Here is a 14,532-nt window from a genome sequence, read left to right as displayed (position 1 = left end):
GGGGCGGCGGTACACCACGCGTGTACCGCCGCCCCGCGGCTCTTGGCGTCTTGACGTCGTACGGTCCTGTACGCGCGACGCCCGGCGCCGGAACGGATCAGGGCGTCAGCGGCGGGCGGGGGCCCTCGCCGCCGTCCGGGCCGGGCCGCGGTCCCGGCGCGTCGGGGCGGATGACCTCGCCCTGCACGACCTTGCCGTCCGGGTGGTGCATACGGGCCTGCTGGAAGGCGTCGCCCAGGGAGCCGGGCACCATCGCGCGCATCCGCCGGTCCAGCGCCCGGTCCGCGTAGCGCCCCGCCATGGCACGGACCGGCGGCAGCAGCAGGAGCAGGCCAGCCACGTCCGACAGCAGCCCGGGCAGCATCAGCAGCAGCCCGCCGAGCATCAGGAAGCCGTTTCCGGTACTCCCCCGGTCCGGGGCGGGACCCGCGCCCGCCTGCTGTTGCTGGAGCGTCTCGGTGAGCGTCCGGAAGGCCCGCCGCCCCGCACGCTTGACCACCGCGGCGCCGACGATCCCGGCGCCGACCAGCAGGGCGAACACGGTGAGCCCGCCGGCGGCGCCGCCCACGAGGGTCAGCAGCCAGATCTCCACCACCAGCCAGGCGGCGACGGCGAGAGGGACGAGCGTGCGGGCGCGTGAGCGCTTACGGGCGGGAGGGGGCGGTGAGCCGGTCATCATGCCCCCCAGTGTGCCCAAGACCGCGCCAGGGCGGCGTAAAGGGGTGGTCAGGCAAGCGAGCGGCGGCGCTCAGGAGCGCTTGCGGCCCATGACTCGGTCGGCGCGGGAGCCGATGCCCCAGGCGGTGACGCGCCACAGCGCCTCCACGACGATGTCCCGGCTCATCTTGGAGTCGCCGTGCTCGCGCTCGACGAAGGTGATCGGGACCTCGACGACGTGGTACCCGGCGGCGACGGCGCGGCGGGCGAGGTCGACCTGGAAGCAGTAGCCCTGGGATGCCACGTCGTCGAGGCCGAGGCCCTCCAGGGTCTCCTTGCGGAAGGCCCGGAAGCCGCCGGTGACGTCGCGGATGGGGACGTCCAGCAGCAGGCGCGAGTAGGTGCTGCCGCCACGGGAGAGGAACTCGCGGGACTTCGGCCAGTTGACCACCCGGCCGCCGGGGACCCAGCGGGAGCCCAGCACCAGGTCGGCGCCCTTGAGGGCGGTCAGCAGGCGCGGCAGCTCCTCGGGCTGGTGGGAGCCGTCGGCGTCCATCTCGACGAGCACGCCGTAGCCGTGCTCGATGCCCCACCGGAACCCCGCCAGGTAGGCCGCGCCCAGCCCTTCCTTGCCCTTGCGGTGCAGGACGTGGACGTGGTCGTCCTCGGCGGCCAGCTCGTCGGCGAGCTTGCCGGTGCCGTCCGGGCTGTTGTCGTCGGCGACCAGGACGTGGGCGTCGGGCACGGCGGCCCGCACCCTGGTCACGATCGGCTTGATGTTCTCGGCCTCGTTGTAGGTGGGGATGATCACCAGGGCCTTGCCGAGCGGACCGTATCGCCTCTGACCGGTCTGGTCGCTCTGGCGACTCTGACCACCGTCGTTCACTGCTGCCCCTTACGTCCGTACGCTGGGCTCCACCATAGCGACCAGCGGCGTCGCAGGGGTCCGCGGACCGGGGCCCGGCGTCCTTCGGGCCGACCTGGGGCCCGCTGGCTGCGGGTCGACCGAGAGCCGTTGTCTACTGAACGTCCGGGCCCCACCCGGGTCGCACCCTCCTCCCCCGCTCCGTAGGAGCCGGGGACCACCGGCCGGAAGAAGCTTCCTCGTTCCCCGTCGGCCGGACGGACGTCGGTCGGACGCCTGTGGTGGACCCGGCCGAACCTACCGGCCCCCGACCGTTCGCTGTCAACACCCCCGGGACCTGCGGCTCTTGACCGTACGGCCAGGTCAGAGACGAAGATCCGCAGGTCGCGGAGGACCCCCGCCGGGCGTGGATCCCGTACGAAATGTCCCTATCTCACTCGTTCGGTCGCACGAAGACGGTCCGCCCCGCGACGACCGTGCGCAGGCAGACGGGGAGCTCCAGCCCCGGCGTGAGATCGGGCAGGCCCGGCGTCCCGGAGCGCGGGTCGGTGGACCAGCGGGCGACCCGGTCGTCGGGCGCCTGGACGACCAGGTCGCCGGTGCGCCAGACCGCGTAGTCGGCCGGGGCGCCCGGGGCGAGCACACCGGCGTCGTCGCGGCCGATCGCCCGCCACCCGCCGCGCGTGTGGGCGGTGAAGGCGGCCCGGACGGAGATCCGGTGCTCCGGCGTGCGGTGGAAGGCGGCGGCGCGGACGGTGCCCCACGGGTCCAGCGGGGTCACCGGGCTGTCGGACCCGAAGGCGAGCGGCACCCCGGCGCGCAGGAGGGCGGCGTAGGGGTTCAGCGTGCGCGCCCGCTCGGCGCCGAGCCGCTGGGCGTACATGCCGTCCTCGCCGCCCCAGGCCGCGTCGAACGCGGGCTGCACGGAGGCGGTGAGGCCGAGCTCGGCGAAGGCGGCGATGGTCTCGGGGGTGAGCATCTCGGCGTGCTCGACGCGGTGGCGGGCGGCGCGCACGCGGGCCAGGCCGAGGGTCTCGGCGGCCGTCCGTACGCCCTCGACGACCGCGCCGACGGCGGCGTCCCCGATGGCGTGGAAGCCGGCCTGGAGGCCCTCCTCGGTGCAGGCGGTGACGTGGGCGGCGACAGCGGCCGCGTCGAGGTGGGCGATACCGGTGTGGTCGGCGTCGGCGTACGCCTCGTGGAGGCAGGCGGTGTGGGAGCCGAGGGAGCCGTCCACGAAGAGGTCGCCGGCCGCGCCGAGGGCGCCGAGGGCCCGCGCCCGCTTCACGTCGGTGTCGGCCCAGTAGCCGACGACGCGGGGCCCGGGCTCGTCGGCGGCGAGGGCCAGCAGGGCGGTGAAGTCGTCCTCGTCGGAGATCTCGGGGCCGCCGCACTCGTGGAGGGTGCCGATGCCGAGCGAGGCGGCCCGGCGCAGCGTGGCGCGCTGGGCCTCGGCGCGCTGGCCCGGTGTGACGGCGGCGTGCGCGGCCGCGCGCACCGCGTGGTGGGCGGCGGCGGTGAGCGGCCGCTCGGGGTGGTAGCCGGTCAGGCCGGTGACGCCGGGCACCAGGTCGAGCAGGGCGCTGGTGACGACCGCCGAGTGGACGTCGATCCGCGGCAGGTACAGCGGGCGCCCTCCGGTGGCCTCGTCGAGCTCCGTACGGGACGGGGGGCGCTGTTCGGGCCAGCGGGAGGCGTCCCAGCCGTGCCCGAGGAGGATCCGGTCACCGGGGCGTGCGGCGCTGTGCGCCCGTACGAGCTCAAGGGCCTCGGTGAGCGTTCGGGCGCCGGACAGGTCGAGGCCGGTGAGGGCGAGGCCGGTGGCCGTGGTGTGCACGTGGGCGTCGGTGAAGGCGGGGGTCACCAGGGCGCCTTCGAGGTCGATCACCTCGTCCACACCCGAGGCGAAGGCGTCCGCCGCTCCCTCCGAGCCCACCCACGCGACATGGCCGCGCTCCACGACCATCGCGGTGGCGAAGGGATCGGCGGGGCTGTGGACTTCTCCACCGCGCAGGAGCACGGTGCGGTGTGCGGTCTCGGTCATGGTGACCAGCCTAGATACGTGCTCAGACGCGCGGCGGCCGGGCCTCGTACGGGGTGGACAGGACCACCGTCGTCCGGGTGGAGACACCCGACTGGGAGCGGATCCGGGTGAGGAGGTGCTCCAGCTCCAGCGGGGTCGCCACGCGCACCTTCAGGATGTAGTTCTCGTCGCCGGCGACGCTGTGGCAGGCCTCGATCTCGGGGATGTCGGCGAGCCGGTCCGCGATGTCGTCGGGGGCGCTGGGGTCGAACGGTTTCACCGAGATGAACGCCGTCAGCGGCAGGCCGACCGCTTCGGGGTCGACGACCGCGGCGTAGCCGCGGATGACTCCGCGCTGCTCGAGACGGCGTACGCGCTGATGCACCGCCGAGGTGGACAGGCCGGTGGCCTTGCCCAGGTCGGTGTAGCTCATGCGCCCGTCTTTGACGAGCAACTCGACGATCTGACGATCCAGCTCCTCCATGCGGTCAACCTATTGCCCCGGGCGCCCTACGGCACAGTCGGAGGCACGTCAGAGGGGCACCTGCGAGCGGCATGTGACCAACACCACAGGTTTGGGGCCCGAGTCCCCCGTAACCGGATGGTTATTCGGTGGACCGGAAGGGAATTGCTTGCTGTGGTCGAGGCCGCATGAGCCTGGTCGGCCCACCCGAGGGGGAGATTCTCCATGCAGGAGCCTGTTGATTCGGTCGAGACGGACGAGCTCGACCCCTATGACACGTACGAGATGGTCCGGGTCATCTGCCCGGACTGCGCACAGCCCATCGCGCTGCTGGCGGACGAGGACGTGCTGCCCGAGCACGCGCTGTGCCCCACACCGTGGAACCCGTTCGTGCTGTCGGTGTGTTCCGGCACCGGACGGCCGGCCTCGGAGGCGCGCCCCGCCGACGAGTCGCTGGACCTCCAGGAGCAGGACACCGGACTGCTGTTGACGCTCCCTCAGGGGCTCGACTGGCGGACGCAGCCCTTCTCGCACGTGGGCGGCCCCGGCTCGCGTCCGATCAAGGTGCCGCGCAGGGCGGAGGCGCAGCAGGCGCCCCAGGTGCCGCAGATGCGGCGGGCCGCCTGAGGCGCGTGCGAGACGCTCCATGACGATCGGCGTCGCCCGGTCCCGCACCGGCGTGGTGCGGGACCGGGCGAACTGCTGCCCGATTCGGTACGGGGGTGACTACCGCGTCCGCGCCGCGTTGGCGTGGCATGAGCTCGCCGCACTCGACGCGGCCCGCGTCGGAAGAATCGGTTCCGCACCCGGCCGCCGACCCGCCGATCTACCGCGCCCTGATCCGTCACTGGGCCGGCAGCGGCCGTACCGTACCGGGCCGCCGCGACCAGGAGTGGACCCGCCTCGTCTCGGCCCCGACGTGGACGCCGATCGGCGCGCGCGGGACCGCGGACACGCCCGACCCCCGCTGAGCGGGGCCCGGGGCGGGTGCCGTCAGCGCGACTCGGGGCCCAGCAGGTGCCGGGCGACGACCATGCGCTGGATCTGGTTGGTGCCCTCGACGATCTGGAGCACCTTCGCCTCGCGCAGATAGCGCTCCACCGGGAAGTCGGCGGTGTAGCCGTAGCCGCCGAGCACCTGGACAGCGTCGGTGGTGACGCGCATCGCCGCGTCCGTGCAGAACAGCTTCGCCATCGCCGCCTCGCGCGAGAAGGGGCGGCCCGCGTCGCGCAGCCGGGCCGCGGCGAGGTACAGGGAGCGGCCCGCCGCGATCTGGGTGGCCATGTCGGCGAGCATGAACCGCAGGCCCTGGAAGTCCGCGATGGGGTGCCCGAACTGCTGCCGCTGCGTGGCGTACGCGGCGGCCTCCTCCAGCGCCGCCTGGGCGACGCCGATGGCGCAGGCCGCGATGCCGAGGCGGCCGGAGTCCAGCGCGGACAGGGCGATGGCGAAGCCCTGGCCCTCGTCGCCGATGCGGCGCGCGTCCGGGACACGGACGCCGTCGAAGTGCAGCTGGGCGGTGGGCGAGCCCTTCAGGCCCATCTTCTTCTCGGGCGCCGCGGCGGTGAGGCCCTCGGCGTCGCCGGGCACCAGGAACGCGGTGATGCCGCGCGCGCCCTCGCCGCCCGTACGGGCCATGACCGTGTAGAAGTCGGCGACGCCGCCGTGGGTGATCCAGGCCTTGGTGCCGCTGATGACCCAGTCGTCGCCGTCCCGGACGGCCCTGGTGCGCAGCGAGGCCGCGTCCGAGCCGGAGGACGGCTCGGAGAGGCAGTACGCGCCCAGCAGACCGCCGCCGAGCATGGCGGGCAGGTGCTCGGTCCGCTGCTCCTTGGTGCCGTACGCGGCCAGGCCGTGGCAGGAGAGCGAGTGGACGCTGACGCCGAGGCCGACGGTGAGGCGGGCAGCGGCGAGCTCTTCGAGGACCTGGAGGTACACCTCGTACGGCTGGTCACCACCGCCGAAGTCGGAGCCGTACGGCAGGCCGAGCAGGCCCGCTTCGGAGAGCAGGGTGAAGATCTCCCGGGGGAAGCGGCCGGCGTCCTCCTCCTCGGCCGCGCGGGGAGCGATCTCCCGCTGCGCGATGTCGCGTACCAGGGCGATGAGATCCCTGGACTCCTCGGTGGGCAGCTGACGTTCCACCGGCTGCGGGGCGCGGTCGGACATTGCGGCGCTCTCCTCCCTGTCGGGCGCTACGGCGGGCGCACGCGACTAGGGTGGGCGGCGCCGCCGATCTCACTGCCTCGCCGATGCTGCCCTCCCGGATCACGGAAATGAGCTGGCCAGCGGCTGTGGCGCGTTGAGTATGCCCGATCAGCGGTCTCCCGTCACGGGGTCACCGGCGGGGGCCGCGGACGGGGCTCAGAAGAGGCCGACGCGGGTGACGAGCATGGCGAACACGACGACGAGCACCCAGCCCAGGATGTGCTCGAGCAGCTCGGGGCCGTCGTCCTTCGGCCCTCCGGTACGGACGCGGGGGGCGGCAGCGGCGGCAGCGGTCATGAGGGTCTCCGGGCGGTGTGCGGTGTGGTCGGGCGGGGGCGCCGTGGACGACGCCCACGGCGCCATCCACAGTGCCAGCGCGGGCGGGCCCCGGGGTAGAGACGTTCATCACGCCCGGGGCCGCCTGGTGCCGTCCCAGTGCCGCTCAGCGGACGCCGACCGCCTCCAATGCCCTGCGCTGCGCGGCCGTGGGGTGGGCGGGCCAGTACAGGTAGCAGACGCCCCCTGTGCCGGACACCACTTTCCCGGCGGCGTTGTAGCGCTTCGTCCGGAGCCAGATGTTCTCCCACTCCCGGCGCCGGTAGACGCGGCGTACGGCCGCGTTCGACGGTGACGCGGGGTCGTTGGCGATCACGTCGCCGTCGTCCGTGAAGCCGATCACCGTCATGAGGTGGCCCGCCGTGCCGTAACCGGCTCCGGTCAGCTCCTCCTTGAGGAAGGACTGCGAGGTGATGGCCGGGATGCCGGCCCGGATCAGGGTCTCCAGCTCGGTCAGCGACCGCAGCCGCGTGACGACCGCGCTCAGGTCGTCGTACGTGGCGGCGTAGGCGGCGTTGAAGGGCCAGTTGCCGCAGCCGTCGTACTGGTGGTCGTAGGTGTGGCGGGCGGCGTGGCAGACCTGCGGGTCCCCGAAGGCGGGGTTCACCCAGGCGAGCTGGGCCGCCGTGGGCCGGCGGCCCCAGTACTCGATGACCATCTGCGAGGAGGTGGGGCTGCACCAGGCCTCGCCACCGCCCCCGTACTCCGGGTACTGCCCGATGTGCGTGTGCTGGGAGTAGCGCGGCACCACCAGCTCGCGGGCGGGGCCCGGCGCCGAGGCCGGGACGGTGAAGCGGTCCGGGATGTCCGACGCCATCGCGCCGAGCCGCCACACCGTGGGCGTGAGCCCGCTGCCCGGCCGGCGGTGGAGGGTGAGCCGCAGCCGGTACGCGACCAGGCGCACGCCGCTCGCGGCGTCGTCCACGGCGACGGTGTCGGTGAAAACCGTGCTCCGGCCGTCGCCCTGCCCGTCGACCGAGGTGCGGCGGATGTCCGTGTCACCCGCCGCCCAGCGGCCCATCACGTACCAGGGCGTCTCGGTGCCGTCCGCGTACCGGCCGCGCAGCTCCACGGCGATCCAGGTGCCCGGCGGGGTGTCGGCGTTCCAGGAGGCGATGAGCTCGGTGGCCGGGACGGTGGAGGTGTGGCGGGGCGAGGTCCAGGTGGCGTACTCCCACACGGACGTGCTGCCGGTGTGCGGGTCGGTGTGGTCGGTGCGCCCGGCGGGGGCGCCGATCACCAGGGCGGGCCGGCGTGTGGCGACCGGGCGGGTGCCGGCGTGGTCGCCGGAGCGCCAGTCGGTGTACGAGGTCCAGAAGCGGTTGTCGACGAGGCCGGCGGGCGCCGCGGCCGGGGCGGCGGAGGTGATGCGGGCGGCGGGCGAAGCGACCGCCGGCGCGGCGGACGCCGCCGCGGAGCCCGCGGCCGCGAGGGCGGCGGCCAGCACGGTTCTGCGCGCCGCGCCCGCCGATGCGGAGGGCGGCGTGGAGGGCGGCGTGGAGTTGGTCATGGCGGTGACCCCCAGTCGGGATGTACGGACAGCTGTACGGATGGGGCGACAAGTGCACGACAGGTGCGCCCACTATCCGACGTCGGGGCCGGATCCACCAGCAACGGCGCCGGGGAGCGGCCGACCGGCTTCGAGCGGGGCTTTGTAGGGTGGCCGCATGGACCAGCCCCGCCGCCTCGACCTCCGCCGCCTGGCCGGCGAACTGGCAGGGCTGCCGCCCTCCTGCGGGCCGGTGCGTCTCATCGCGGTCGACGGCCACGCCGGCTCGGGCAAGTCCACGTTCGCGGAGCGGCTCGCGGCGGCCCTCGGCGGCGCTCCGGTCCTCCATCTGGACGACATCGCCAGCCACGACGAGCTGTTCGCGTGGACGGACCGCTTCCGGGCCCAGGTTCTCGATCCGCTGCACCGCGGCGAGGTGGCGCGCTTTCACTCGTACGACTGGATTTCGCGCCGCTTCGCCGGTCCGGCCCGGGAGCTGCCGCCCGCCCCCGTCGCCCTGATCGAGGGCGTGGGCGCGGGCCGCCGTGACCTGCGCCCCTCTCTGGCCCGGCTGCTCTGGATGGAGCGCGGGGCCGCCGAGTCGTGGGCGCGGGGCCGTCACCGGGACGGACCGGCGCAGTCCGCGTTCTGGGACGGATGGACAGTGGCGGAGACACGCCATTTCGAGGCGGACCCGTCCCGTCCCTACGCCGACACCCTGGTACGGGAGTGTCCAGAGGGATACGAGTGGCTGCCAGGGCCTGCCGGGACAGCCGGTCAGAACCATGTCGTCACCCAGTGTGACTGACTTCGGCCACCGTACTGAGCAGTCGGAATTCAGCCTCCGAGAGTGCCTCAACTTCGCTTGACCGACGGGGCGTACTGGTCTTACGTTCTCAATGTGCGGCTTTCCGGAGCCGCCGCAGACGCGAAGCCCCCGGTTGTTCCCCCGTGATCGGGGGCTTCGTTCTGCCCTCCACCCCCTCCCCCGCCGCCGCTCGGGCCGCCGACGCTCACCGTCGGTCACTGTGGTCGGCGGGCGTCCGAAGCCGTTCGCCACCGCCCTCGGACCCTCTCGGCGCCCTTCGTCGCACACGCAGTGCGCAGGTACGATGCCTCTCGGTACACCTCGGTGCACCTCGGTGCGGCAGATCCCGTTCGGCAGATCCCGTTCACAAGAGGGCGATTGGGCAGGCTTCCGGCGGGCGGCGACGCCCGGCGGGAGGAGGTACGAGGGCACGGTTTGTGGGGGACCCGATGGACTTCGGCACGCAGGGCGGCGCGCACGCCCCGGCCGACCTCGCCTGGCTGCGCGGCGTGGACGCCTACACCATGGGCGCGTATCCGCAGGCGGAGGAGGAGTTCCGCACCGCGGTGCGGATCGATCCCGGCATGGCCGACGGCTGGCTCGGGCTGCACGCGCTGAGAGTGGACACGACCACGGCGCTGCTGCGCATGTACCGCAACCGCGACCGCTTCGGCGAGCAGCGCGCCCGCCACCGCCGCAAGCTCAACTCCTGGTACTGGCTGGGGTGGTGGGTGCAGCCGGTGCTGGAGAGCCCGCGCGACCTGCTGCTCGCGCACGCCTCGCACTGGCTGGACGGCCGCCATGTGCCGGAGCTGGACCGGGCGCTGGCGGGGCTCCCGCCCGTCGACACCGACCCGCAGGTGCGGTTCCTGCACGCCTGCCGGGCGTACCTGGTCAAGGACTGGGACCAGCTCGTACGCCACACCGAGCCGCTCGTCGACGATCCGCTGCTCGGCATCGAGGCCGGCCTGTTCGGCGGCATGGCCCGGGTCAGGCTGGAGATGTACGGGCAGGCCGAGCCGATGCTGTCCGCCGCGCTGATGCGCTGCCGCAGCGAGCAGCCGCAGCGCAAGGAGCTGCGCTACTGGCTGGCGCGGGCCCATGAGGGCACCGGCCGCACGGCCGCCGCGCTCCCGCTGTACCGGGCCGTGCACCGGGTGGACCCGGCGTTCATGGACACCGCCGCGCGGCTGGCCGCGATCGCCGAGTACGACGGGTTCGACGGCTCGGACGAAGCCGCCGCCGCGGCGGCCGGTCTCGCAGCGGTGTCGCTGGCCGGGGCGGGGGCCGGGGCCGCGCAGGACGGCGTGCTCGACGGCCGGGACTCCGGGGACCTGTCCGAGGGCGGCGTGGACGCGCCGCCGCCTCAGACACCGCAGGCGCCCCAGGCCCCGCCCCCCTCGTCCTCGCCGTCCTCGCCGCCGTCCCAGCCTCCGAGGGGCGGGGCGGTACCGCCCCTCCACGGCGTACGGGAGAAGGCTGCGGGACCCGGTCGGCCGAAGTCGCCGCCGTTCCCGGCGAGCCCGACCGACCCGGCGCTGCTCGCCGAGGCGCTCGCCGAGCTGGAGCGGATGGTGGGCCTGGAGCCGGTGAAGCGGCAGGTGAAGGCGCTGTCGGCGCAGCTGGAGATGGCCAGGCTGCGCGCGGCGCAGGGCCTTCCGGTCCAGCCGCCGAAACGTCACTTTGTCTTCTCGGGCCCCTCCGGTACCGGGAAGACCACCGTCGCCCGGATCCTCGGGCGGGTCTTCTACGCGCTGGGGCTGCTCGGCGGCGACCACCTGGTGGAGGCGCAACGCGCGGACCTGGTGGGCGAGTTCCTGGGGCAGACGGCGGTGAAGGCCAACGAGCTGATCGACTCCGCGCTCGGCGGGGTGCTCTTCGTCGACGAGGCGTACGCCCTCTCCAACTCCGGCTACAGCAAGGGCGACGCGTACGGCGACGAAGCGCTCCAGGTGCTGCTCAAGCGCGCCGAGGACAACCGCGATCACCTGGTGGTGATCCTGGCCGGCTACCCCGAGGGCATGGACCGGCTCCTGGCCACCAACCCCGGCCTGTCGTCGCGGTTCACGACACGCGTGGACTTCCCTTCGTACCGGCCGCTGGAACTGACCGCGATCGGCGAGGTGCTGGCCGCGGCGAACGGCGACGCGTGGGACGAGGAGGCGCTGGAGGAGCTGCGCTCGATCAGCACGCACGTGGTGGAGCAGGGCTGGATCGACGAGCTGGGCAACGGCCGTTTCCTGCGCACGCTGTACGAGAAGTCGTGCGCGTACCGCGATCTGCGACTGTCGGGCTACACCGGGACGCCCGGCCGCGAGGACCTAGCCACGTTGCGGCTGCCGGACCTGATGCAGGCGTACGGCGAGGTGCTGTCGGGCCGCGGTCCGGTGGACCGCGGCCCGCAGGAGCCGCCGGGTTACTGACCGGGGTACCGCGCCGGCACCCGGACCGGCCCCGCTACTGCGCGGCGAGCACGCCCTCCGCGGCGGCCGGGCGCGGCCCGATGGCATCCGACCCGATGGCCTCGGAGCCGAGGACGGCCCCGGTGAGCACGTCAGCCGTCGGCTCCACGGCCGCGGCCGCGGGCGCGGGCGCCGGCGCGCGGTGCGCGGGGTCGCGTACCTCGCCGACCAGCATCTCCAGCACGTCCTCCAGCGCCACCAGCCCGAGGACCCGTCCGGACGCGTCCGCGACCTGCGCGAGGTGCGTGGCCGCGCGGCGCATCACCGTGAGGGCGTCGTCGAGCGGCAGCTCGGCCCGCAGGGTGGCCATCGGCCGCCACACGCGCTGCGGTACGGCCTTGTCGGCGTCCTCCAGGTCCAGCACGTCCTTGACGTGCACGAACCCCATGAAGACCCCGCCGCCGCCTTCCGCGCGCACGGGGAAGCGGGAGTACCCGGTCCGGACCGTCAGCGCCTCGACCTGCGCCGGAGTGACCGACGGGGTGACCGTCACCAGGGACGTACGCGGGATGAGGACGTCGGAGACCGGGCGGCTGCCCAGCTCCAGCGCGTCCTCCAGGCGCTCCTGCTCGGCCGGGTCGAGCAGCCCGGCCTGGCCGGAGTCCTCGACGAGCCGCCCGAGCTCGGCGCTGGTGAACACCGCCTCGACCTCGTCCTTCGGCTCGACGCCGAAGGCCTTCAGGACGAGCCGCGCGCACGCGCCCAGCGCCGCGGTCACCGGGCGGCACAGCCTGGCGAAGCCGACCAGCCCCGGGCTGAGCCACAGCGCGGTCCGCTCGGGCGCGGCCATGGCCAGGTTCTTCGGGAGCATCTCGCCGATGACGAGGTGGAGGAAGACGACGACGGCGAGCGCGATGACGTAGCCGAGGGGATGGATCAGTCCCTCGGGCAGGTGCACGGCGTGGAACACCGGCTCCAGCAGGTGCGCCACGGTCGGCTCGGCGACGGCGCCCAGGGTGAGCGAGCAGATGGTGATGCCGAACTGCGCGGCGGCCATCATCTGCGGAAGGTTCTCCAGGCCGTACAGCACCTGGCGGGCCCGCTTGGACGCGGCGGCGAGCGGTTCGATCTGGCTGCGGCGCACGGACACAAGGGCGAATTCGGCGCCGACGAAGAAGCCGTTCGCGAGGACCAGCAGACCCGCGAACAGGAGTTGGAGCACGCTCATCGGGCCGCCTCCACGGCGTGGGCCAGGTCGGCGGTGCGGACGAGCCGGACGCGCTCGGCGCGGTAGCGGTCGACCTGGCGGACGGCCAGGCGCCAGCCGGGCAGTTCGGCGCGGTCGCCGGGGGCCGGGATGCGGCCGAGCAGGTCGGCGACGAGCCCGGCGACGGTCTCGTACGGCCCGTCGGGAACGTCGAGGCCTATCCGCTTGAGGGTGTGGACGCGGCAGCTGCCGTCGGCCTCCCAGGCGGGGTGGCCGTCCTCGGCGGGGACGGAGACGAGCTCGGGCAGGTCGTCGCCCTCGGCGTCGTGCTCGTCGCGGACCTCGCCGACGAGCTCCTCGACGATGTCCTCCAGGGTGACGACCCCGGCCGTGCCGCCGTACTCGTCCACGACGACGGCTATCGGCTGCTCGCTGCGCAGCCGCTCCAGGAGCGCCTGGACGGGCAGCGTCTCGGGGACCAGGAGGGGCGGCAGGGCCACGTCGGCCACCGGGGTGCGCAGCCGCTGGGCGGCGGGCACGGCGAGCGCGTCCTTGAGGTGCACCATGCCGATGACCTCGTCGATGCGGTCCCGGTAGACCGGGAAGCGCGACAGACCGGTGGCGCGGGTGAGGTTGACGACGTCCGCGGCGGTGGCGTCGGACCGCAGGGCGCTGACCTTCACGCGCGGCGTCATCAGGTGCTGCGCGGTCAGCCCGCCCAGCGCGAGCGTCCGGACGAAGAGGTCGGCGGTGTCCTGTTCGAGGGCGCCGGCCCGCGCCGAGTGCCGGGCGAGCGAGACCAGCTCGCCGGGTGTGCGGGCGGAGGCGAGCTCCTCGGTGGGCTCGACGCCCAGGAGCCGCACCAGCCGGTTGGCGACGGCGTTGAGCAGCGCGATGACCGGCCGGAAGAGGGTGGAGAAGGCGTGCTGCGGGCCGGCGACGAACCGCGCGACCTGCAGCGGGCGGGAGACCGCCCAGTTCTTGGGTACGAGCTCGCCGATCACCATCTGGACGGCGGACGCGCCCAGCATGCCGATCACCACCGCGACGCCGGGGACGGCCCCCTGGGGCAGCCCGGCCGCGGTGAGCGGCCCGTCGAGGAGCTGCGCGAGCGCGGGCTCGGCGAGCATGCCGACGACGAGCGAGGTGATGGTGATGCCGAGCTGGGTGCCGGAGAGCTGGAACGACAGCTCCCGCAGCGCCCGGACGACGGTACGGGCCCGCCGGTCGCCCTCGGCGGCGGCGCGCTCGGCGTCCGCCCGCTCCACCGTGACCAGGCCGAACTCGGCGGCCACGAAGAAGCCGTTGGCGAGGATCAGAAGGAATGCCGCGGCGAGCAGCAGAAGGGGGATGATCATGCCGCCGCCTCTTCGAAGGGGGCGGCGCAGGTACTACCGGACGATCCGTCCATTGCTGGAGGGAGTCACTCCTCGGGTCGCAGGTGCCCCGCCGGCGGAAAGGTGCTGCTGCCGCCGTATGCGCGAGGCGGTGGCGCACTCGGCGCCACCGCCACAAGAGTAAACACGCCAGGGCCGGGTGGGGCAGGGGGTCGGCGCCCGTACGAGGGACATACGCCCCGCGGGCGACTGATTCGTCCAGGTCAGCGCTCCGCCGACGTGCCCCGGCTCTCGGCCAGGGCCCGCAGGGCGCGCGCGTCGCGGATGGCCTGCTGCTTGCCGATGCCCGGCTGGATGCCGAGCGCGGGCAGGCTCGTGCCGTCGCTGAGGTCGAGGAAGACCCAGGGGTCGCCCTCGCGGAGGTTCACGCGCAGGATCTCCGCCCACTCCAGGCGGCGGGTGCGGGTGAGGTTGACGACGGTGACGCCGGACTCGTCGGCGACGACCTTCGGGCGGCTCAGCAGGGCCAGGACGGCGAAGAAGAGGGCCGCGACGAAGACGAAGCTCGCGCGCTCACCGGCGTTGAGCCGCTCCAGCATGAGGGCGACCGCCGTGATGACGGCGAACATCACCGCGCCCACGGAGAGGAGCACCACTCTTGTGCGGAGGGGCCGGAACGTGACCGGGAGCGCGGGGATCTGGGTGTCGGACATGGGCGCCGTTCTCATGGGGGCCGTTCT

The 14,532-nt window shown here is 73.9% G+C and carries 14 protein-coding genes; 4 read left to right on the top strand and 10 right to left on the bottom strand.

Annotated elements, in window-relative coordinates; translation table 11 throughout:
* Positions 1–97: 97 nt before the first annotated feature.
* The 4 genes from fxsA to ABZX67_RS31040 form a co-directional block, all read right to left on the bottom strand.
* Complete coding sequence (gene fxsA, locus ABZX67_RS31055) at positions 98–679, bottom strand: FxsA family membrane protein (protein WP_355367324.1); 582 nt, start codon at positions 677–679, stop codon at positions 98–100.
* Between the two features lie 69 nt (positions 680–748).
* Positions 749–1,543 (bottom strand): polyprenol monophosphomannose synthase, encoded by a 795-nt coding sequence (locus tag ABZX67_RS31050; protein ID WP_355367321.1) that lies wholly within the window; start codon positions 1,541–1,543, stop codon positions 749–751.
* Positions 1,544–1,955: 412 nt separating this feature from the next.
* A complete protein-coding gene (locus ABZX67_RS31045) occupies positions 1,956–3,566 on the bottom strand; it encodes an amidohydrolase (RefSeq protein ID WP_355367318.1) in 1,611 nt (536 codons plus the stop codon).
* Between the two features lie 22 nt (positions 3,567–3,588).
* Positions 3,589–4,029 (bottom strand): Lrp/AsnC family transcriptional regulator, encoded by a 441-nt coding sequence (locus ABZX67_RS31040; RefSeq protein ID WP_236239047.1) that lies wholly within the window; start codon positions 4,027–4,029, stop codon positions 3,589–3,591.
* A gap of 204 nt (positions 4,030–4,233) precedes the next feature.
* Here ABZX67_RS31040 and ABZX67_RS31035 point away from each other — a divergent pair, with 204 nt between their 5' ends.
* Positions 4,234–4,635: a hypothetical protein gene (locus tag ABZX67_RS31035; protein WP_355367315.1), complete on the top strand. Its 402-nt coding sequence runs from the start codon at positions 4,234–4,236 to the stop codon at positions 4,633–4,635.
* Between the two features lie 128 nt (positions 4,636–4,763).
* The gene (locus ABZX67_RS31030) at positions 4,764–4,979 is read left to right on the top strand and encodes a hypothetical protein (protein WP_355367313.1); all 216 of its coding nucleotides are present in this window, start codon (positions 4,764–4,766) and stop codon (positions 4,977–4,979) included.
* A 22-nt stretch (positions 4,980–5,001) separates the two neighbouring features.
* On the opposite strand, the gene ABZX67_RS31025 is transcribed toward ABZX67_RS31030, so the two are convergent.
* The 3 genes from ABZX67_RS31025 to ABZX67_RS31015 form a co-directional block, all read right to left on the bottom strand.
* Positions 5,002–6,174, bottom strand: coding sequence for an acyl-CoA dehydrogenase family protein (locus ABZX67_RS31025; RefSeq protein ID WP_355367310.1), 1,173 nt, complete (start codon positions 6,172–6,174; stop codon positions 5,002–5,004).
* Positions 6,175–6,369: 195 nt separating this feature from the next.
* Positions 6,370–6,510 (bottom strand): SCO1431 family membrane protein, encoded by a 141-nt coding sequence (locus tag ABZX67_RS31020; RefSeq protein ID WP_355367307.1) that lies wholly within the window; start codon positions 6,508–6,510, stop codon positions 6,370–6,372.
* A 145-nt stretch (positions 6,511–6,655) separates the two neighbouring features.
* On the bottom strand, positions 6,656–8,059 hold the full coding sequence (locus tag ABZX67_RS31015) for a C39 family peptidase (protein WP_355367304.1): 1,404 nt from the start codon (positions 8,057–8,059) through the stop codon (positions 6,656–6,658).
* Between the two features lie 157 nt (positions 8,060–8,216).
* On the opposite strand from ABZX67_RS31015, the gene ABZX67_RS31010 reads away from it, so the two are divergent.
* Positions 8,217–8,846 (top strand): hypothetical protein, encoded by a 630-nt coding sequence (locus ABZX67_RS31010; RefSeq protein WP_355367301.1) that lies wholly within the window; start codon positions 8,217–8,219, stop codon positions 8,844–8,846.
* Positions 8,847–9,295: 449 nt separating this feature from the next.
* A complete protein-coding gene (locus ABZX67_RS31005) occupies positions 9,296–11,269 on the top strand; it encodes an AAA family ATPase (RefSeq protein WP_355367298.1) in 1,974 nt (657 codons plus the stop codon).
* A gap of 34 nt (positions 11,270–11,303) precedes the next feature.
* On the opposite strand, the gene ABZX67_RS31000 is transcribed toward ABZX67_RS31005, so the two are convergent.
* The 3 genes from ABZX67_RS31000 to ABZX67_RS30990 form a co-directional block, all read right to left on the bottom strand.
* On the bottom strand, positions 11,304–12,476 hold the full coding sequence (locus ABZX67_RS31000; RefSeq protein WP_355367295.1) for a hemolysin family protein: 1,173 nt from the start codon (positions 12,474–12,476) through the stop codon (positions 11,304–11,306).
* Complete coding sequence (locus ABZX67_RS30995; RefSeq protein ID WP_355367292.1) at positions 12,473–13,813, bottom strand: hemolysin family protein; 1,341 nt, start codon at positions 13,811–13,813, stop codon at positions 12,473–12,475. The genes ABZX67_RS31000 and ABZX67_RS30995 overlap by 4 nt, the downstream gene beginning before the upstream one ends.
* Positions 13,814–14,055: 242 nt before the next feature.
* Positions 14,056–14,505: a PH domain-containing protein gene (locus ABZX67_RS30990; protein WP_355367290.1), complete on the bottom strand. Its 450-nt coding sequence runs from the start codon at positions 14,503–14,505 to the stop codon at positions 14,056–14,058.
* Positions 14,506–14,532 lie beyond the last annotated feature (27 nt).

It is taken from the genome of Streptomyces sp. NPDC003036, from assembly GCF_040611175.1.
Taxonomy (GTDB): Bacteria; Actinomycetota; Actinomycetes; order Streptomycetales; family Streptomycetaceae; genus Streptomyces.
Note: the sequence above shows the minus strand (reverse complement) of the source record. Positions and strands in the feature narration are given on the sequence as shown.